Annotated in this window: 15 protein-coding genes and 1 tRNA gene; 8 read left to right on the forward strand and 8 right to left on the reverse strand. The window is 62.2% G+C overall.

Features of this window, described 5'->3' with window-relative positions; translation table 11 throughout:
- Position 1 precedes the first annotated feature (1 nt).
- The 3 genes from cmk (at position 2) to J3S28_RS04650 (ending at position 2,333) form a co-directional block, all read left to right on the forward strand.
- On the forward strand, positions 2–688 hold the full coding sequence (cmk, locus tag J3S28_RS04640) for a (d)CMP kinase (protein WP_207839465.1): 687 nt from the start codon (positions 2–4) through the stop codon (positions 686–688).
- The gene (gene der, locus J3S28_RS04645) at positions 685–2,112 is read left to right on the forward strand and encodes a ribosome biogenesis GTPase Der (protein WP_084838169.1); all 1,428 of its coding nucleotides are present in this window, start codon (positions 685–687) and stop codon (positions 2,110–2,112) included. Before cmk ends, der begins: the two co-directional genes overlap by 4 nt.
- 147 nt (positions 2,113–2,259) lie before the next feature.
- Positions 2,260–2,333: transfer RNA gene (locus J3S28_RS04650), tRNA-Pro, on the forward strand.
- A 155-nt stretch (positions 2,334–2,488) separates the two neighbouring features.
- Here the strand turns inward: J3S28_RS04650 and J3S28_RS04655 are convergent.
- From J3S28_RS04655 to J3S28_RS04680, 6 genes are all read right to left on the reverse strand, one after another.
- Positions 2,489–3,826 (reverse strand): flavin monoamine oxidase family protein, encoded by a 1,338-nt coding sequence (locus J3S28_RS04655; protein ID WP_207838258.1) that lies wholly within the window; start codon positions 3,824–3,826, stop codon positions 2,489–2,491.
- Between the two features lie 74 nt (positions 3,827–3,900).
- Positions 3,901–4,719 carry an Fpg/Nei family DNA glycosylase gene (locus J3S28_RS04660; protein WP_207838260.1) on the reverse strand — a complete coding sequence of 273 codons (819 nt, stop codon included), beginning with the start codon at positions 4,717–4,719 and terminating at the stop codon, positions 3,901–3,903.
- Positions 4,720–4,811: 92 nt separating this feature from the next.
- Entirely contained in the window at positions 4,812–5,147 is a 336-nt protein-coding gene (locus J3S28_RS04665; protein ID WP_207838262.1) for a hypothetical protein, read from the reverse strand.
- Positions 5,148–5,278: 131 nt separating this feature from the next.
- Positions 5,279–5,995 (reverse strand): Clp protease N-terminal domain-containing protein, encoded by a 717-nt coding sequence (locus tag J3S28_RS04670; protein WP_207838264.1) that lies wholly within the window; start codon positions 5,993–5,995, stop codon positions 5,279–5,281.
- Between the two features lie 32 nt (positions 5,996–6,027).
- Positions 6,028–7,065, reverse strand: a complete 1,038-nt coding sequence (locus J3S28_RS04675) for a HEAT repeat domain-containing protein (RefSeq protein ID WP_207838266.1) — start codon at positions 7,063–7,065, stop codon at positions 6,028–6,030.
- Positions 7,066–7,067: 2 nt separating this feature from the next.
- Positions 7,068–7,742, reverse strand: a complete 675-nt coding sequence (locus tag J3S28_RS04680; RefSeq protein ID WP_372435934.1) for a HEAT repeat domain-containing protein — start codon at positions 7,740–7,742, stop codon at positions 7,068–7,070.
- Positions 7,743–7,870: 128 nt separating this feature from the next.
- Between J3S28_RS04680 and J3S28_RS04685 the strand changes: the two genes are divergently transcribed.
- From J3S28_RS04685 to J3S28_RS04700, 4 genes are all read left to right on the forward strand, one after another.
- On the forward strand, positions 7,871–8,764 hold the full coding sequence (locus J3S28_RS04685; protein WP_207838268.1) for an alpha/beta fold hydrolase: 894 nt from the start codon (positions 7,871–7,873) through the stop codon (positions 8,762–8,764).
- Positions 8,765–8,990: 226 nt separating this feature from the next.
- Positions 8,991–9,665: a response regulator transcription factor gene (locus J3S28_RS04690; RefSeq protein ID WP_207839467.1), complete on the forward strand. Its 675-nt coding sequence runs from the start codon at positions 8,991–8,993 to the stop codon at positions 9,663–9,665.
- A complete protein-coding gene (locus J3S28_RS04695; protein WP_207838272.1) occupies positions 9,658–11,019 on the forward strand; it encodes a HAMP domain-containing sensor histidine kinase in 1,362 nt (453 codons plus the stop codon). The genes J3S28_RS04690 and J3S28_RS04695 overlap by 8 nt, the downstream gene beginning before the upstream one ends.
- A 77-nt stretch (positions 11,020–11,096) precedes the next feature.
- Positions 11,097–11,687, forward strand: coding sequence for a PepSY domain-containing protein (locus J3S28_RS04700; protein WP_207838275.1), 591 nt, complete (start codon positions 11,097–11,099; stop codon positions 11,685–11,687).
- A 220-nt stretch (positions 11,688–11,907) separates the two neighbouring features.
- Here the strand turns inward: J3S28_RS04700 and J3S28_RS04705 are convergent, their stop codons facing one another.
- On the reverse strand, positions 11,908–15,555 hold the full coding sequence (locus J3S28_RS04705) for an NACHT domain-containing protein (protein ID WP_207838278.1): 3,648 nt from the start codon (positions 15,553–15,555) through the stop codon (positions 11,908–11,910).
- A gap of 308 nt (positions 15,556–15,863) precedes the next feature.
- Between J3S28_RS04705 and J3S28_RS04710 the strand changes: the two genes are divergently transcribed.
- On the forward strand, positions 15,864–18,245 hold the full coding sequence (locus tag J3S28_RS04710; RefSeq protein ID WP_207838281.1) for a Tex family protein: 2,382 nt from the start codon (positions 15,864–15,866) through the stop codon (positions 18,243–18,245).
- Between the two features lies 1 nt (position 18,246).
- On the opposite strand, the gene J3S28_RS04715 is transcribed toward J3S28_RS04710, so the two are convergent.
- Positions 18,247–19,044: an MBL fold metallo-hydrolase gene (locus J3S28_RS04715; protein ID WP_207838283.1), complete on the reverse strand. Its 798-nt coding sequence runs from the start codon at positions 19,042–19,044 to the stop codon at positions 18,247–18,249.
- Positions 19,045–19,052 lie beyond the last annotated feature (8 nt).

The raw sequence follows: 19,052 nt of genomic DNA on the forward strand, positions 1-19,052 counted from the left end.
AGTGATCGCGATCGACGGGCCCGCGGGCACCGGTAAATCGAGTGTGTCGCGTCGGGTCGCAACTGCGTTGGGCGCCAACTACATCGACACCGGTGCGATGTACCGCGTGGCGACGTTGCGCGTCTTGCGTGCGGGCGTGGCGCTGGACGACGCCGAGGCAATCGACAAGGCAACCGAAGGGTTGACCATCTCGGTCACCAACAGTCCGGTCAAGCAGATCGTGCTGATGGACGGCGAAGATGTGAGCGAGGAGATTCGCGGCGACGATGTCACCCGCTCGGTGTCGGCGGTGTCGGCGGTGCCGGCGGTCCGCACCCGGTTGGTGCAGGCACAGCGTGATCTGGCCCAGAGCGGGCTCAGCGTGCTCGAAGGTCGCGACATCGGGACCGTCGTGTTCCCTGACGCCGACCTCAAAGTGTTCCTGACCGCCTCGGCCGAGGCCCGCGCCCAGCGGCGGCACGATCAGAACACGGCGGCAGGCAGAGACAGTGAATACGCGACGGTGCTCGAGGACGTGCTCCGGCGGGACCACCTGGATTCGACGAGGTCCGCCTCGCCGTTGCGACCGGCCGATGACGCCGTGCAGGTCGACACCACCGACCTGGGCATCGAAGAGGTGATCGCCAAGCTGGTCGATTTGGCGCGTCGTCGCATTCACGTGGAGAGCTCGAGCGAGGTAAAGGCATGAGTGACAGTTTTGATGGAGCAGGCGTCGGCGACGACGGTCTGTGGACAGACGAATCCGACTGGGACATCAGCGAGTTCACCGAGCTGGGCGAAGAAGGATCCGCGGTCGCGGTGCCCGTCGTCGCCATCGTCGGACGGCCCAATGTGGGCAAGTCGTCGCTGGTGAACCGCATCCTCGGACGACGTGAAGCCGTCGTCGAGGACATCCCGGGCGTGACCCGCGACCGCGTCTCGTACGACGCATCGTGGGCCGGCCGACGTTTCATGGTGCAGGACACCGGCGGCTGGGAGCCCGACGCCAAGGGGATGGCGCAGTCGGTGGCACGGCAGGCCGAGGTGGCCATGAAGACCGCCGACGCCATCGTGCTCGTGGTCGATGCCACCGTCGGCGCCACCACCACCGACGAAGCGGTCGCCAAGGTGCTACGACGTTCGAAGACCCCGGTGTTGCTGGCGGCCAACAAGGTCGATGACGAGCGCATCGAATCCGAGGCCGCCGCGCTGTGGTCGCTGGGATTGGGGGAGCCGTACTCGGTGTCGGCCGCCCACGGCCGCGGTACCGGCGATCTGCTCGACAAGATCCTCGAGGCACTACCCGAAACCCCCAGAGAGACAACGCTGACCGGTGGCCCGCGTCGTGTGTCGCTGGTCGGCAAGCCCAACGTCGGCAAGAGTTCGCTGATGAACAAGCTCACCGGTGAAGACCGCGCCGTCGTCGACAACGTTGCGGGCACCACCGTCGACCCGGTCGATGAGCTCGTCGAACTCGGCGGCAAGATCTGGAACTTCGTGGACACCGCCGGACTGCGCAAGAAAGTGCAGCAGTCGAGTGGCCACGAGTTCTATGCGTCTTTGCGGACCCGTTCGGCAATTGAAGCGGCCGAGGTGTCGGTGTTGCTGATCGACGCCTCCGAGCCCATCACCGAGCAGGACCAGCGCGTGCTGACGATGATCATCGACGCCGGCCGCGCGTTGGTGATCGCCTTCAACAAGTGGGATCTGGTCGATGAGGACCGCCGGCTGCAGCTCGAGAAAGAGGTCGACCGCGACCTCTCGCGGGTGCCCTGGGCGCGCAAGGTGAACATCTCCGCGCACACCGGCCGGGCCGTGCAGCGGCTCGTTCCCGCGCTCGAGACCAGCCTGGCGTCCTGGGACAAGCGGGTGTCTACCGGGCAGCTCAACACCTGGCTCAAGGCGGTCATCGCCGAGACCCCGCCGCCGATGCGTGGCGGCCGGTTGCCGCGTGTCCTGTTCGCGACCCAGGCTGCCACGCGCCCACCGACGTTCGTCTTCTTCACCACGGGCTTCCTGGAAGCCGGCTATCGCCGCTTCCTGGAACGCAAACTGCGTGAAGAGTTCAACTTCGACGGCTCGCCGGTCAAGGTGAACGTGCGGGTGCGCGAGAAACGCGAACGCAAGAAGTAGTGATGTCAGGCGTCGGCCCCGGTCAGAAAGTGACCGGGCCGACTGCTTTCTCTGTTCCGGCGGGTACTCGATAGCTCATCTGCCAGGCGATTTTCGAACCGGGACGTTCCTGAGGTAATCTCATGCGGCGGTCCGAAAGAGCCGCAACGGGCTGTGGCGCAGTTTGGTAGCGTGCTTGACTGGGGGTCAAGTGGTCGCAGGTTCAAATCCTGTCAGCCCGACAGTATGGCCAGGTTGATCTTCATCGACCTGGCCATTGTCGTTTCTCGAGGCCAACGGTCACAAACCCACTTTCTCCAGGCAGAACCAGGTGCTGCAGCACCTGGGTTTGCCTGGACTCGCTGGGTTTGTGGGGCGACGAGATCGGTGGCACAAATCAGGCGTGGCCATCAGCCCAAATCGTGTCGTATGGGACCGCGCGACCCAGGATTTGTTCGGCCGTTCGATGTCCTGATTTCACGGCAGCGGTCACGGTCGAGGGATCGTCGGTCCACGTGGCTTCGCCGGACAGGTAGAGGACGTCCTCGATCGGGATCGCCAGGTCATCGTGATCGCTTCGATCCGAGCCGACTGTCATATAGGAGTACGAGCCGCGCGAGTATGGGTCGTCCTGCCAGCGGGTGACGTGCACTCGATCGGGTTCGACGACACGGGCGCCGTACAGCCCGCGCAAAGCGTCGAGGACCGAACTCGCGATGTGCTCGTCCGACCACCCGCGCGTTTCCCGGGCACAGGGGCCTGCTGCGAAGGTCAACAGTGTCGGGGAGCCATGCACATCGGACACGTCGTACCAGGAATGCCACCATCGACCGGCCTCACCCTGTTGACGAATCGCGTAGACGTCGTCGTCCCAGAACTTGCTGGGGAACCGCAGGAACACCTTCTCGAACGCGTTCATGTCGAGTCTGTCCAAAGCTTGCGAATGGCGTTCGGGCAGTGGTGGATCGATCGTGAACTGCGGTGACTTCAGCACCCCGATCGGGACTGTGACCACGATCCGGTCGGCGGAGAACGGGCCATGGCCGGTGTCGGCGGTAGCACCGGCTGACGTCCACGTCACACGCGTCACCTCATGGTGGAGCCTCACGTCGAGTCCCTGGGCCAGATGTGTGGCGAGTTCGTCGTAGCCGTCGGGGAACACCACTTCGTCCCCATCGATCGCATCGTCGTCGAGCCCGTGCGCGTCGAGGTCGTCGAGCCACACGCCGAGTTGCTCTTCGGTCCGGTGGCGTAAGAACTCCCGAACTCGCATCGCTCGGTCGTGGTCCCACTTCAATTGGCCGAACGTCGTTTCCACTGCCTCGCCGAAGGATGTGTGGGGTTCCGACGCGGCGATGACCGCCGCGAAATGCTCGTTGAACGAATAGATATCTGACACAAATCGGTCGGTGTCTTCGTCGCTCAGACGCGTACCGGTGGGGGAGTAGTAGGCGATCGGTCGCCCGTCGGGTTGGTAGCTCCCCACGGTGAACTCGACGGTCCGCATGCCGAAGGCGTCGACCGCATCGGCGACAGGGTTGCCATCGACCCCGTGAATCCAGGACGCGCCATGGTCGACGATCTCGCCGTCGTCGCTGCGCGAGGTCCAGACCCGGCCGCCCACCCGGTCGCGTGCCTCCAGGATGACGACGCGCTGACCCTGACCGGCAAGGATCCGGGCAACGGTCAGCCCGGCAATCCCCGCACCGACGATCAGGGTGTCGAAATCTGTCACGGTCGTTCCGATCTATCAGCAATTCGGGAATGCGGCATGTCCAGTTGCCGCCGACGCCATCGAATCACGACTGATCACTTCTGTTCTCGCGAACACCACCATGTCGTTCGTCCGCCGACGGTCCCTCGCGACATCGGGGCGTCGCATCGTGGGCACGTGGCGTCAGTCTTGCGGTACGGGATGATATCGCCGGTGTGGACGCCACCCTTCTTGATCGCGGACCGGATGGCGCGGCGCAGGATCACTCGGAGCTCGTCCAGTTCGTCTGTGGTCAGGGTTTTGGCGCGACGCGACGGTGACAGCTCGCTTTGCCACAACACTTCGTCGGCGAGCAGGTTGCCGATGCCGGCGATGGCAGCTTGATCGAGCAGCCTCGCTTTGAGCGGGGCTCCGCTGGATCCGATGCGGCGCCGGAAGTCGTCGCGGGTGATCTCCGCGGCGTCGGGTCCGAGGGCGTCGATGTCCGGCTCCAGTCGAACCCTGCCGAGGCGTCGCTTGTCGAAGAGACGCAGCTGACCACCGTCGTCGAACGTCATGGCGAACCGCGTCCACTCTGGCTTGTCGGTGTCGCGTTCACCGACGTGGGGATCACCACCGCCATAGCGCGACGTCTGCTCACCATCTGGTGCGGTGACGATGATTCGCCCGCCCATACCGAGATGGATCCCGAGAGTGGGACCGGGTGTCCCGTCAGCGATCACGGTTTCGCACCACATGGCTTTGCCGCGTCGGCAGGCTTCGGTGAGTTGGCCGCCCTTGAGGGCTCGGGCGATCTCGCCCGGGCGATGCGGGCGGCACTCGAAGGTGTCGGTGTCGTCGATGTCGACGATGACCCGGTTCAGTGCTTTCTCGACGACTTGCCTGGCGTTCTCGACCTCAGGTAGTTCCGGCATTCATCCGGTGTACCCCGTCCTGGCACGATGCACCACGGGCGAATCGGGCGGCGGACGGTCCGCCGTGCGATGTAAGGGCGGAGTGAGGAGGTTCAGCGTGGCTGTAGTCGGCCGAGGCGGGCACGCAGAGCGGTTGCAGGCCTTCGCCTTCCGGGGCGGTGCTTCGACCAGGTCCACGGTCGGCCCGATGGTGCCAAGGCTTGGGCGGCCGCGTTGAACACCGAGCCGGCGTCGTAAACCTTCGGGATCGAAGTCATCGTGACACCGGAGCAACCGCCGAGGTTTGCGATCACGAAATCCCAGAAGTCGTGTTCGGGAGGAAACACGACGTGCACATGGGATCCCGGCGGCGTCGACCCCACTGCGTCCGTGATCTCACCGACCCATCGATCGTGCGCACCCGATCTCGTCAGCTGCACGATCGTCATGTGTCCGTCCTGCATGTTGTCCCCTCAGCACACCCGGTAGTGACGCTCGTCACGTCTCCGATCGACCGAATTGTGCCCTACGCCATACAGCGCCGCTGGACTTCCGCAGATGTTGCTATGTCATATCGAGATCACCTTGCTGGTGGTGACGTCGTCACGTGCGCCTCTGCAGCGGCCTTCGTCAGCCCGAGTTCGGTCAAGGGGCCCTCGCCGTTCTCGTACTCCAGCAGAGCCAGGAGGATGTGCTCGGTTCCGGCGTTGTCGGCGCCCAGACGCAGGGCTTCTCGAAAAGTCAGTTCCAGAACCTTCTTCGTTCCCGTGTCGAAAGGAATGAGTGCCGGTACGGCGGTGGCCCGTTCAGGGAACGTGTCTGCGACCGCGGTGCGCAGCTCACCAAAATCCACGTCGAGTCCCGAGATGGTCCTTGCTGCCATCGAGTCGGCGTCGCCGATGAGCCCCAGGGCGAGGTGTCCTGTCGTGATCTCGGCGTGCCCAGCCGTGCGCGCCTCTTCCTGCGAGGCGACGACGACGTTCCGGGCGTTAGGCGTGAAACGGCTGAACCCCTGGCTAGGGTCGAGAGCCGGCATCGACGAATCGGCCTTGATCACAAAGCGCTTCTGCGCCGCCTGCTTGGTGACGCCCATGCTCACTCCGATGTCGGTCCAAGACGCGCCAGAACGTCGCGCTTGATCGACGAAGTGGCCGATCAGGTGATCGGCGATATCGCCAAGATGGTCCGCGGTGAGTACGGCGGTCGACAGCTGCTCGAGCGCATCGGTGTGCACAGTGGTGATGGCTTCGATCAGGTCGTCGAGGCGGACCTGCTTGATGGGTGCTGGGGTTGTCATGGCGTCAACCGTAGGTTGACGGCCTGGATCCGTCAACCTCTGGTTGACGGGCCCTGGTTCTCAGGTGTCGACGTCAAGCTTCGGCTGCTCAGCACCGCTCTCGCCGTATAAGCAACAGCGAGGTCCTCATCCCGGGTGAGCCGTGTGAGTGCGCGAAGAGCAGCCGCGCCCGGGATCTCCGTCAGTGCCTGGGTCAGGCGAGAACGCACCGGGGGTTCGCTGCTCTTGTCCAGAGCCTCCAGCAGCGCACCGGTCAGTTCGTCAGCGATCTGCTGGGTCTGTGCGAGAGCGCCCAACGCGTCGGCTGCCTCTACGTCACGCGAACCCGCAACGATCGCGTCGATGAGGGTCGGTGCTGCGCAGATCAATCCTCTGGCACCCAACTCGATCGCCGCCTGACTTCGGATGGTGATGTCTTCGTCGGTAAGAGCGCGTTCGAGGAGGGCAGTTGGCTTGGGGCCGTCGATTTTCGCAATGGCCATGGTCGCTCGGCGCCTTACCTCGGTATCCGACGACTCGAGTCCGCGCGCCAACGCGGCAACGCCGTCGTCACCTAGCCTCGCGAGCGACCAACCAAGTGCGCCCGCGACATTCGGAACTGCTTCGACGAGGAGCGCGTCAGCGAGCACGTCGGCGGGCGCAGAACCGTCCTCCGACGCAGAAAACACTGCCTGTTGGCGGCGAGCCGGGCGATCCGACCCGAGATCACGCACGAGTTCGATCAGACCGAGCACGTCGCTCCAGGTGCCCGGGTCAGTGTCGTTCACCCGTTGAAGCCGTTCGAGCAAATCGTGTTCGCGCGCAAGTCTTTCCCGGGTCTGCTCGATCAGCTCACCGACCAACGCGGTCGGGGTGAAGTCCGGGTCGTCGAGAGCCCGTTGGACCTCACGCAAGGACAACCCCAGCGACCGAAGGCTTTCGACGCGAAAGATTCGGAGTATGTCATCGTTCGAGTACTCGCGATATCCGCCGTCGCTGCGATCCATCGGGCTCACGAGACCGAGGGAGTCGTAGTGCCGCAGCATACGCGCGCTGACGCCCGTTCGCCGCGCCAGCTCGCCGATCAGCACCGCTACTCGTCCTGCATCGCGTTGCCTGCGTTGACAATGCGCTTGGCGTCGTCGGCGGTGATGGCGAACTCACTTTCGGGATCGGCAAGGAGTCGCTCGGTGGCCCGCGCGTGAGCGCGGACGGCGGGATCGGTGCTCGTCGTCGCGGTGCGCAAGTATGGAGATATCGCATCGCTCAGAGCGATCAATGCGCGACTCAGACTGCGCTTGACATCGCGGTCTCCACGTCCCAGTTCGGTGATGAGTTCGCCCGCGAGATCGTTCACCTCGTCAGGTGGAACCAGTACAACGGCTGTGCGCCAGGCGGCGCGGGCGACGTCGTCGTCGGCGTCGTGCAGCAGGCTTCTCGGAATACTCCGCCACAAGTTCCTGTCCGCGATCTTCGACAGGGTGTGCAACGACTGACTTCGCGCCTGCGCTGTGTCCGAATGGAGTTCGGTGAGCAGTGCTGGAACGGTGAGCTCCGCCGGGTGCCTGGTCAATGCCCAGGTCAGCATGTCACGGACGAAGAAGTCCGGTTCGATTGCACACCGCTCGACCAGCACCCCGACGAAGCCGGGGTCGGGGGTCGTCCCCGCCGCAAGCGCGGCTCTCAGCCGGATCGACGAGTTGGGTGCGCTCAGCGCAGTCCGTAACCGGGTGTTGTGGTCGTTGTGTGGCGTGCTGATAGGAACCACCTCCTGACTACCAGTCTTGACCTTCTCACTGTGTCAAGGTCAAGCCTGGGACGCACTATTTCGGCCCCTCGTGATTGCGGGGCCACTACCATTTGCACGATCACCGCCCGACTGTGGAGGACGACGCGATGGCAGCTCACTTCGTTCTTCCGGCCGGTCGCAGCGCGCAAACGTCCGTGGGCCCCATCGAATACCTCGACATCGGCACCGGGTCACCGGTCCTGTTCGTTCACGGCTCCCCGGGCGGATGTGACCAGGGCGCTCTGATGACCCGGTTCCTGGCCGATCGGCACCGTGTCGTCTCGGTCTCACGACCGGGGTATCTCAATACTCCACTCGCGGAGAACAATCGGACCCCGGAGCAGCAAGCTGTATTGCTGGCAACGCTGTTGTCGGAGCTGGACATCGAGCAGTTCGCAGTGGTCTGCTGGTCGGGTGGAGGACCCGCGACCTACGCCCTCGCGGCACTGTATCCGGAGCGCATCACCGCGGTTGTTGCAGTCGCGGCCGTGAGCACCGAGTTCGATCCCGCCGGGACTTTGCGCGGGCGGGTCGAACTCGGGGAAGAGAAGATGCTGTTCGGACGGCTCGGCACCTGGTTTGCCACCACCTTGGCCGAGAAAGCGCCGGCTACCGCCATCTCCACATTGCTGTCGGGTGACGGCGATCTCACCCGTTCGCAGGCGAAGCAGCTGACGGCCGAAATCATGGCGGACGACAGTCAGCGGGAGTTCGCGACGACACTCTTCGACACCGTGACGGGACCACGAAAAGACGGCTTCAAGAACGATTTCCGCCATTTCAAGGATCTGGACCTGCCGCTGACCGACGTGAGAGTTCCGGTCCTGTTGATCCATGCCAAAACCGACGCGGACGTGCCGTACGAGCAGAGTGTTCACGCGGCCGGATTGATTGCGAACTCGCGACTCATCACCATGGACGTCGGCACGCACCTGTCGGCGTGGCTGGGTCCTGACGCAGCTGAGATTCAAGCGGCCGTCGTCGAGCACATACGCATGTGAGGTTTCCCGACCGTGTAGTTCCCGCGGTATCGCCCGGGATGAGTTCGCAACAACTACACGGTCGACCGCGATTACGGCAAGAAGTTCATCGATTTCAAGTTCGACGCGGCTGCGTCGAGGCTCGGCCTGCTCCGCCGTGGCCGACCATTCAGCTGAAGTTCAGCGAAGCTCCGAGACACTACCCTGGAACACCCGTGTACACACTTGACGTTCGAAGGGGATCGGTATCCGCGTCCTTGTGGTCGACGACGAAGCCGGCCTGCTGCGGGCCATCGCAGCTGGTTTGGAGGCAGAGGGCTTCGCGGTCGACACCGCGACCAACGGCACCGATGGGTTGTGGCTGGCCCAGGAAAACGATTATGCGGTGATCGTGCTCGACATCATGCTTCCGGGCATGAACGGCTACCAGATCTGCGCGCAGCTGCGGTCATCGCAGAACTGGACGCCGGTCATCATGCTCACCGCAAAGGACGGTGACCTCGACCAGGTCGAGGCTCTCGACACCGGAGCCGACGATTACCTCGCAAAACCGTTCTCGTTTCCGGTGCTGCTCGCGAGACTACGGGCCCTGATCCGTCGGGGCGGTGGAGAGCGACCCACGGTGCTCACGGTGGGTGATCTGGCGATAGATCCGGCGGCCAAACGCGTATCCCGCGGTGCCACCGCGATCGAACTCACCGCGCGAGAGTTCAGTGTGCTCGAGTTCCTGGTGTCGAAGAAGGGCGCGGTGGTGTCGAAGTCGGAGATCCTCGGAGCTGTGTGGGATTTCGATTTCGACGGTGACCCGAACATCGTCGAGGTCTACATTCGTCACCTGCGCAACAAGGTTGATCGGCCATTCGGTCGGTCGTCGATCGAGACAATGCGCGGTGCGGGCTATCGGGTGGTCGACGATGCGTGACAAGAACCGGCGGCGCCTGAAGTCGGTGCGCGCTCGCATCACCCTCATTGCCACCGCAGTCGTGACGCTTGCACTCGTCGTCGGGGGAGTTGCCTTCGTCATGATCCTCTCCGCCACGCTGCGCGACTCCGCCGAATCAGCCGCCGACAGTGAGGCTTCTCGCTACGAGACGATCGTCGAACAAGCGGGCGGGGCGACGGAGGCCGCAGCCGCGTTGGCCGACATCGACGGATACGCGCAACTGCTATCTGCAGGCCGAGTCGTCGGCGCGACCGATGAACTCGACGACGCCAGGCCACTGGTGACAGGTGACTTGGATGACCCCGCGGCCGTGACGGTCATCGAGTCCGATGGTGACGAGGGTGACCGGCTGGTCGTCGTCACGAAGGAACGCGATGACGGAACAGTGCTGGTGGCGGGCGTCGACGACGAGACCCGCGCCGATGCCGTGGACGCCACCCGCACACTGCTCTTCTTTGCGGTGCCGGTCGTTGTCCTCCTCGTTGGTCTGACGTGCTGGATCGTGGTCGGCCGTGCGTTGCGGCCGGTCGAGCGTTTGCGCCGTGAAGCCGAACAGGTCACCGCCGCTGACCTGAGCCGTCGCGTCGAAGTCCCTGGTTCGGGCGATGAGGTAGACCGGCTGGCATCGACCCTCAACGGCTTGCTCGGCAGGCTGGAGACGTCGCAGGTGCGCCAGCGCCGTTTCGTCTCGGACGCATCGCACGAATTGCGTTCGCCCATCAGCTCGTTGCGTCAGAACGCGGAGGTCGCACTGTCGTATCCCGGTCAGATTCCGCCGGATCAGTTCGCGTCGACGGTGAAAGCCGAGTCCGAACGTATGGCCGGCCTGGTCGACGGGTTGCTGCTGTTGGCCCGCGCCGACGAGGCGACTCTGCACCTGACGTTGCGCGAGACCGATCTCGACGACGCCGCACTCCGCGAGGTGAGCCGAGTTCGCGCCGAATCGACTGAGCTGACCGTCGACGGCTCGAGGATCGAGGCTGTTCGGGTGAACGGTGATGAGGCGATGCTTGCTCGCGCCCTACGCAACCTGGTCGACAATGCCGTTCGACACGCCGCCGGCCGGGTCGCGATCGCCACCCACGTCGAGGAGGGACGCACGCCGGTTGCCGTGATCGCGGTCGAAGACGACGGAGCGGGCGTTCCGCGGGACCAGCGTGAGCGCGTCTTCGAACGTTTTGTGCGGCTGGACGAATCGCGCGCCCGCGACGCCGGAGGAGCAGGTCTCGGGCTTGCCATCGTTGCCGAAATCGCCGCGACCCATCGTGGTTCGGTTCGAGTGGTCGACAGTGCGCTCGGCGGAGCACGTTTCGAGATCAGATTGCCTGTGTGAGCTCGCAGCGGATTCAGGCTGGATTCAGCGAACGCGCGAGAAGGTGATGCCAACGCCCCAACGAGAAGGAGCATCACATGCCCAAGAAGACCATCGTCATCGCCGGTGTCGCCACCGCAGCAGTCCTGGCCCTCGGCGGCACAGGTATTGCCTACGCCGTCACCGACGGTTTCGCGGGATCAGATGACCTGGGCGGGAACGACCTGGACCGGGCCACGACCGCGGCGATCGCCGAGGTCGGTGGCGGGTCGGTCACGAGCGCGGACAAGGACGACGACGGCATCACCACCTACGACCTCGACGTCATCGGGTCAGACGGGGTCGAGTACGAGATCACCCTCGACGAAGGTTTCAAGGTCTTGAAGGTCGATCGTGATGACGACGATGCCGAGCCGACGAACGGCGACCAGACCGCGCCTGCCGCGGCGCCCACCAGCGCACCGCCGGTCGCCGCGCCGGTGGATCCCGACGATCTCGTCGGCGAAGAACTCCAGCGGGCCTCCGACGCCGCGATCGCAGCTGCCGGCGGCGGGACGGTGACCGATGCCGAACGCAGCGACGATCCCGGCCACGCGTTCGACGTCGAGGTGCGTCTTGCCGACGGTTCTGAGGTGGATGTCGACCTCAACGCCGACTTCGGTGTGCTGACCATCGACACCGATCGCTAACGGGAGACGATGCCCAGAGCTGTCAGGGGTTCTCGGCGAGGTCGGATCGCACCTGACGGCGAAGTAGTCTTGAAGTTGCTTGAAAAAACTCGCATTTCAGATTCAAAGTGGTGGACCAAGCGAATACTCGGCCACCGCGGGAGTTTTAGGTTTTCTATTTGAGCTGCTCGCGACACAAAAGAGTTTGGGAAGCGCGAGTCACATCCTGCTACCCAGCAGGCTACCCATTTGCCAGCCATTTCTCTCGCTTCGCTATCGCCCCCACTGTCGAAATTGATCTCTGATGAGCTGCAGAAATTGTCTGGTCCGCGGCATGGAGAAGCGAACTGGGGTAGCGATCAGGGTCCGCAAGAACGCGATTGGCGGCCTCTTTCGGCATTCTTGCGAGAGCGTTTGGCTGGAGACCGACGTACGGGTCGTCGCTGCTGGCGAAAAATCGTGCGATGTCCTTTAGGTACGATTCCCAGACTTCACCGCTATCACCTGACGGCGGGCTACTGTGAATCCACTCTAGCGCGATGTTTGCCAGTACTGGATCGGTTTCTAGTTGTAAGCTGGTAATCGAACGCATCGCGCGAACGCGTATCGCATATGTAGATCGAACCGCGATGCTGAAATGCAGACGGGGTGAATCAACGGCATCCAAAATTACGTTGGCAATCTTGGTGGGTATGCTGCTTCCGGGAGCTTTCGCTATGGCATTGAAGATAAGCCGGAACGATGTACTAGACTGTGTGTCACAAACTTGAAGCGAGAGCATCGCTAGATTGCGTAATACCGCTGGCGTTGCAACTTGGAGTAATAGCATCAGCCATGCACTTTTGGGTAGCGTTTCCGAGTGCTCGTGTTGATCACGCCACCAATCTGTTTCAGCCCTATGATTGAGTGCCTTGAAGGCGATCGAGATGGGGTCGGTTGCCTCCGTATCGTCAACTTTCTTGTACGAGGTAGAAATGCGACCTAAAGCTAGGCTGGCAAGCTTCCAGGACAGCCAGGTGCGGCCTAGTGCTTTTTCGAACGATTGCAGCGCGGACATCCAAGGTGCGGGGGTATCGACGTAACTCCTGCGTCTCGATCTTGAGGTAAGATCGCTAATTTCGGAGACCATCGTCCTTAACTTTGGCTCTACTACTATGGAGTCCTTCACCTTTTCGTCAATGTCCTCGAATATGTAGGACGAGCCCGGACGAAAGAACGAGAAGCTGTAGATGTTAAGTGCACGACTCACTGGCGTCAACGGTCCACCAACCCACTCGAACGCGAAATTACAATCCGCAGCCTCCCTCGTAGCAGTCAACTGCTCCTCTGCCGATGATAGAACTGCCGGGTGACCGCCCAGAACAAAGTTTGCCCAAATATCGGGCGATCTTGAAGCGATTTTTCTTGCGAGGCTGTTCTCGAGGCTACTCACCGATCGAGTATCTAAGCCTACTTCCAACCAGCGTTCGAAAGCGAGGTCGTCGGTTTCGGTTAGGCTTGGCATACTATCGCGCCAGGCTTTAAAGCGCACAGCATCGGGAGCGATATACGCCAAAAGAAAACCGGCCTCCCTTCGAGCGGCGCGAGAAGGCAGCGAGTGGCATCTCTCCACGAGGGCTTTGACGGCTGTGTCCAGACCGCAGTCGTCCGGAAGCATTAGTTCTACCGAGTTGTCCGTGACAAATCTTCGGTGAAATGCGTATCTTAGCGCGAGACCGTCGATCGTGTGAGAAGCGACTTGCCGCGTCAATCGAGGCGCCTGATGAAAGACACGGTCGGAAAGTAGCGACGTCGCAACCGCTCTTGGAAACGACGATTTTGCTCCATTCCCAGTCTCGATCAGGTCCACTACTTGGCTCGCCAGCCCAGCCAGTTCTCCTACTGAGTAGCACCCCGCGTAGAAGCGAGTTACATTCAGCCAGTAACCACTGGGGGCAATGGCGTCGAATATTTCAAGTTTCGTACCCTTTTTGGGATTTCCAACCGGGCTGTACGGTGCTGTATTGTACAGGTGGCGTGCCGCAAAATATTCGCGCAGAGGTTGGACCTCGAATTCGAACGTGCCTTCTACCCTGCTCACCAGGGCGACTATTCGTTGTACTACTCCTGTCACGAGATCGTCGAGAACACCTGTGTCGTGTTCTCTGGATGTGAGAAAATTCTCAATCATCGATCGAAGAGCTTCGTCTGTAACCCGGCCGCCGTTACCTCGCGACTCTGCTGACGAGTGAATTTTCCATGCCAGGAATCCGTGTAGATCTATTAGCAGCTGCCGGTTCTCTAGCACGGCTTTATTCTTGTCGGCCTCCCTATTAAAGAACACATCTATATAACTGTCGTACAGTTCTGTTCGATGATCTGGCAGCGCTTGGCCTCTTATATGCACAAGATTCAAGAGAATTGTAAGCTGCATTGCGTTTCGCGCCAGATCGCGGATATGTGCTCGCGATAGCTTTGTTCGTAGAACTCGTTTCATTTCATCAATATCAAACTGGGAGATCTTACGCGCCCTACTCCAGCGGTCGGTGTACTCGAACACTAAGTCTTCGTTTATTGAGTTTAGAGTCAGATAGACCCAAGATTCGGAGGAGAACCGGGGAGAGTTCGCGACTGCAGCAGGCCGGCTTGTCACTACCATCTGCGTTCTCGGTGCCGTTGCTGCCAGGCGGTTGCCAGCGCTCATAGCGGCTTCAACTACAGTTCGCCTGTCCGTAAGTGCCGCAACTTCGTCCAGGCCATCAAGAAAAATTAGAGTCGAGGTGGTCGAGAAGACGAGTAGGAGATCATCGACGGTGAAAGATTGTCCGCCGGACAGATGGGAAATCTGCCGTGCTAGAAATGACTCGAGGCTTGGTGTGGACGATGGGTCAACCTCGGTTCCAGATATCGGATCAATCCTTTGGAGCCACAGTGAAAAATCTCGCAGGTCAACTTTAAAAGGAATTCTAGCCGGGACTAGTCGGTGTTTGGCGGGAACTTGATCAAGTTGTGTCTTTCCAAGGAATTTCATCCGTTGTACTTGGCAGACATACTGCGCCAGGGTTGATTTTCCTTGTCCTGGTGCTCCCTCAATCACCACCCGACTCAGTCCACTTTGCGCGGCAGGGTGCAAAAGGAGGGTAGCTCCCCCCACTTCGTATCGTCCGTGCACTGAGTGGGAACCGCCACTCATTTCGTCCTCTATGACTTGGCTGAAGGTCTCATCGACCGCGTCATTGTTTCTAGTTCCTCGTGTATGGAAGACTCCGTGGCCGATTGGAACGTCAATGAATAGAGATAGTAACGCACTAGATTGCAGATCAGCTTGTTTGAACTTCACGTATTCGTCAATTTCGTACTGAGCCGTTAGGTAGCCTGTAACCGCTAGAAGTCTGCGGTGGGATGACTCGCCCAACCCGTCCTCTATGAGACGGCGAAGTACGTCTGCGCTAGTCAAGATCTCAGAGAATATCCACTTGAGGTCGTAGGCGTTATTCAGCCTAGCGTCAATATCGTTTCGCCACCAAATCTTACACGGAATGGGTACATTCTCATCGACGTATCGTTGTGTCTTGTCCATTGCGCCGGCGTCGAGAGCCGAAGATCCTGCGAGATTTGTGAGAATGATATATTGGCTTGCGCCGCGTTCTTTTAGTATCTCAATCTTTGGTATTTCCTTCTTGATTGCTTCGGTGAGAATCTTATGAGGGTCGTCGTTGGTGAATCGTTCGCGTTTGAATTTTACTTGGAAAACGATGCAGTCGGATGGTCCTTGTCTGCTAAGGCCATCGCGACCGCCATCCTTTTGTCCGACGGGGTAGCATTGAAGCGCTGGATAATCGCGCGACAAGAGTGCTTGACAAAACTCCTGGAACCGATCGGGGGTGAAACGTTCGTAATCGTATTGCATCCGATACTCCATCTCTTGGGCACCCGGTGCGTCACGAAGCTCTGCGTTCGCGAGGCGGGCGTACCGGATCGCCTCCGATCCAATCTTGGTGATAATAGTGCACGGTTACCCATCTCAGGTCTGCCACGTGATTGTGGCATCGGTGGCGAGCCCTTCCCTGGGACGACAGGCTTGGTGGCAGTCTTCGATCTTTCAGTTCGAGTCACGAATAAGTTGTGGTGCACCCTCTTCTAACTTCTGGTTGGTACTTCAGGCAGAAACCCGGCTGTCGTGCAGAAGCGTCAGCAACCTTCGGTAGGGTTCACCGGGTGAATTCGATCGCAGCTGTGAAGTCCGTGAATGCCCGCATCGCCGAGGAACTGTCTGTCGCAGAATCGCAGGTGGCGGCGGCCGTTCGACTGCTCGACGAGGGGTCGACGGTGCCGTTCATCGCGCGGTATCGCAAGGAGGTCACCGGCAGCCTCGACGACGCTCAGCTGCGGTTGCTCGACGAACGTCTTCGTTATCTGCGCGAACTCGACGAACGTCGCACCGCGGTCCTGGCGTCCATCGAGGAGCAAGGCAAGCTGACCGATGAGTTGAAGGCCGCGCTGAATGCTGCGGAGACCAAGTCGCGGGTCGAGGACATCTACCTGCCATACAAGCCCAAGCGCCGGACCAAGGCCCAGATCGCCCGGGAGAACGGCCTCGAGCCGCTCGCAGATCGGCTTCTCGCCGACCCGTCGCTGGTTCCGGAAGAGGTGGCGGCAGAATACGTCGCCGGGGAGGTCCCGGATGTGGACAAGGCACTCGAGGGTGCACGTCACATCCTGATCGAGCGCGTATCGGAAGATGCCGAGCTGGTGGGTGCTGTCCGGGAGAAGTTCTGGGCCGAGGGTGCCCTGCGAACCCAACCGCGCACCGAAGAGGTCGGGAAAAGTGCTGCAGCACAGAAGTTCCGTGACTACTTCGACTTCTCCGAACCGCTGGAGAAGATGCCATCCCACCGCGTCCTTGCCGTCATGCGCGGCGAGAAGGAAGAAATCCTCTCGCTGAGTCTCGACGGTGGCGAGGACGAGGCGTATCAGGCGATGGTGGCGGCGACCCTCGGTGTCGACACCACGCAAACCGGCCCGACCACCCCCTGGCTGCTGGGCACCGCCCGGTTGGCATGGCGAGCGAAACTGATGATCACCGCGACGCTGGACGCCCGAGTGCGTCTGCGCAAACGCGCCGAAGACGATGCAGTCGCCGTGTTCGCCGAGAATCTCGGCGACCTGCTGCTGGCCGCTCCCGCCGGGGCACGCACCACCCTCGGCCTCGACCCGGGTTTCCGCACGGGTGTGAAGGTGGCCGTGGTCGACGGCACCGGCAAGGTCCTCGACACCGCGGTGATCTACCCCCATCAGCCACAGAAGCAGTGGGACGCCGCACGTGCGACCCTCGGCGCACTCGTCGCGCGCCACGGCATCGAGCTGATCGCAGTCGGGAACGGCACAGCCTCCCGGGAGACCGATGCCCTGGCGACAGAATTGATCGCCGACGTCCAGAAGTCCGGTGGCACCCTCACCAAAGCAATGGTCAGTGAGGCCGGCGCCTCGGTGTACTCCGCGTCGGAATACGCATCGCGCGAGTTCCCGGACATGGACGTCTCGCTGCGCGGCGCGGTCTCCATCGCCCGTCGCCTCCAGGACCCCCTGGCTGAGCTGGTCAAGATCGAACCCAAGTCGATCGGTGTCGGTCAGTATCAGCACGACGTGACGCCGGGCGTGCTCGCGCGCAGCCTCGACGCGGTTGTCGAAGATGCGGTGAACGCGGTCGGCGTCGACCTCAACACCGCGTCCGTCCCGTTGCTGGCCCGGGTCTCCGGGGTGACGACGACCCTGGCCGAAGCGATCGTGGCGCATCGAGACAGCACCGGACCCTTCAAGAGCCGCAAAGCCCTCTTGAAGGTTCCGCGCCTGGGACCCAAGGCATTCGAGCAGTGCGCAGGCTTTCTGCGCATCCGAGAAGGCGACGACCCGCTGGACGCCTCGGGCGTGCACCCGGAGGCCTATCCCGTGGTCCGGAAGATCCTCGACCGGTCGGGGGTGTCGCTGGCCGAACTGATCGGCAATGAGCGGACGCTGCGCACGCTGCGGCCGGCCGAGTTCGCCGACGACCGCTTCGGCGTTCCGACGGTCACCGACATCCTCGCGGAGTTGGAGAAACCGGGCCGCGACCCACGACCGGCGTTTGCCACTGCCACCTTCGCTGCCGGTGTGGAGAAGGTCGCCGACCTCAAGCCCGGCATGGTGCTCGAGGGCGTGGTCACCAATGTCGCTGCTTTCGGCGCATTCGTGGATGTCGGCGTCCATCAGGACGGGCTGGTGCACGTCTCGGCCATGGCCAACAAGTTCGTGTCCGACCCGCATGAGGTCGTGAAGTCAGGGCAGGTCGTCCGGGTCAAGGTGATGGAGGTCGACGTCGACCGGCAGCGAATCGGTCTGTCGCTGCGACTCGATGACGAACCCGGTGCGGGCAAGCCCAAACCAGAACAGCGGTCGAACAATTCGGGCCAGCGTCCAGGCAAACGCCCCGAAGGCCGTAACCAACCGAACCAGCGCAATCAAGGCCGGCGCGACAACAATTCCGGACGTAAACCGGCCGCAGCGCCTGCTGCGAACGGCTCACTGGCACAAGCGCTTCGCGATGCGGGATTCGGCAAGTAGCTCACGTGTCGAGCGCGTCACCGGGCGCGATCTCGGTGGCGCGCACTCCGGCACGGGCGGCGAGAGAGACGAACTCCCCGCCGGGGCCGAAAAATCGATCGGGCTTGATCAGGTCGAGCCCTATCGGCCACAGCGTTCCGAAATGAATCGGTACCGCATGGCGCGCGGACACCTCCTGCGCTGCGCGCACAGCCCGCTCCGGATCCATATGTCCCACCCCGAGAGTGGGTCCCCAGCCGCCCACGGGTAGCAAGGCGAGGTCGACATCGGAGACCCAGTCGCGCAAAGCGGGGTAGAGGTCGGTGTCGCCGGCGAAGTAGGTGCGCTGATCACCGGAAATCACGTACCCCAAGGCCGAGGTGATGGCGGGGCCGCGTCGCCACCGCCGGCCGTCGTGGTCGGCAGGTACAGCGCGGATCGTCACGTTGCCGATGGGCACCTCGTCGCCCGCGCGCACCTCGACCAGCTGGTCGCCGAGGCCACGCAGCGATGGGAGTGCATCGGGAGCTCCGGCGGGGACCACGATCGGCACGTCGTGGGACAGCAGACGCAGCGACCGCAGATGCGTGTGGTCGGCGTGCAGGTGCGACAGCAGGACCGCGTTGGGGGTGTGTACTTCTGCGCCTGCGGGGTTCGGACCACGTCGGCGTCGTAGATGCGCGACCCGCGAGGTGAGGACCGGGTCGGTGAGCACCACGGTTCCACGATCTCGAATGAGAACGCTCGCATGTCCGAGCCAGCGAACCGCGGGCCGCGCGCGGGCGCTGTCTGCGTCGTTGTCCCGGGGTATGGCGACCATGGGCACTA

This window comes from Williamsia soli, assembly GCF_017377795.1.
GTDB classification, from domain to species: domain Bacteria; phylum Actinomycetota; class Actinomycetes; order Mycobacteriales; family Mycobacteriaceae; genus Williamsia; species Williamsia soli.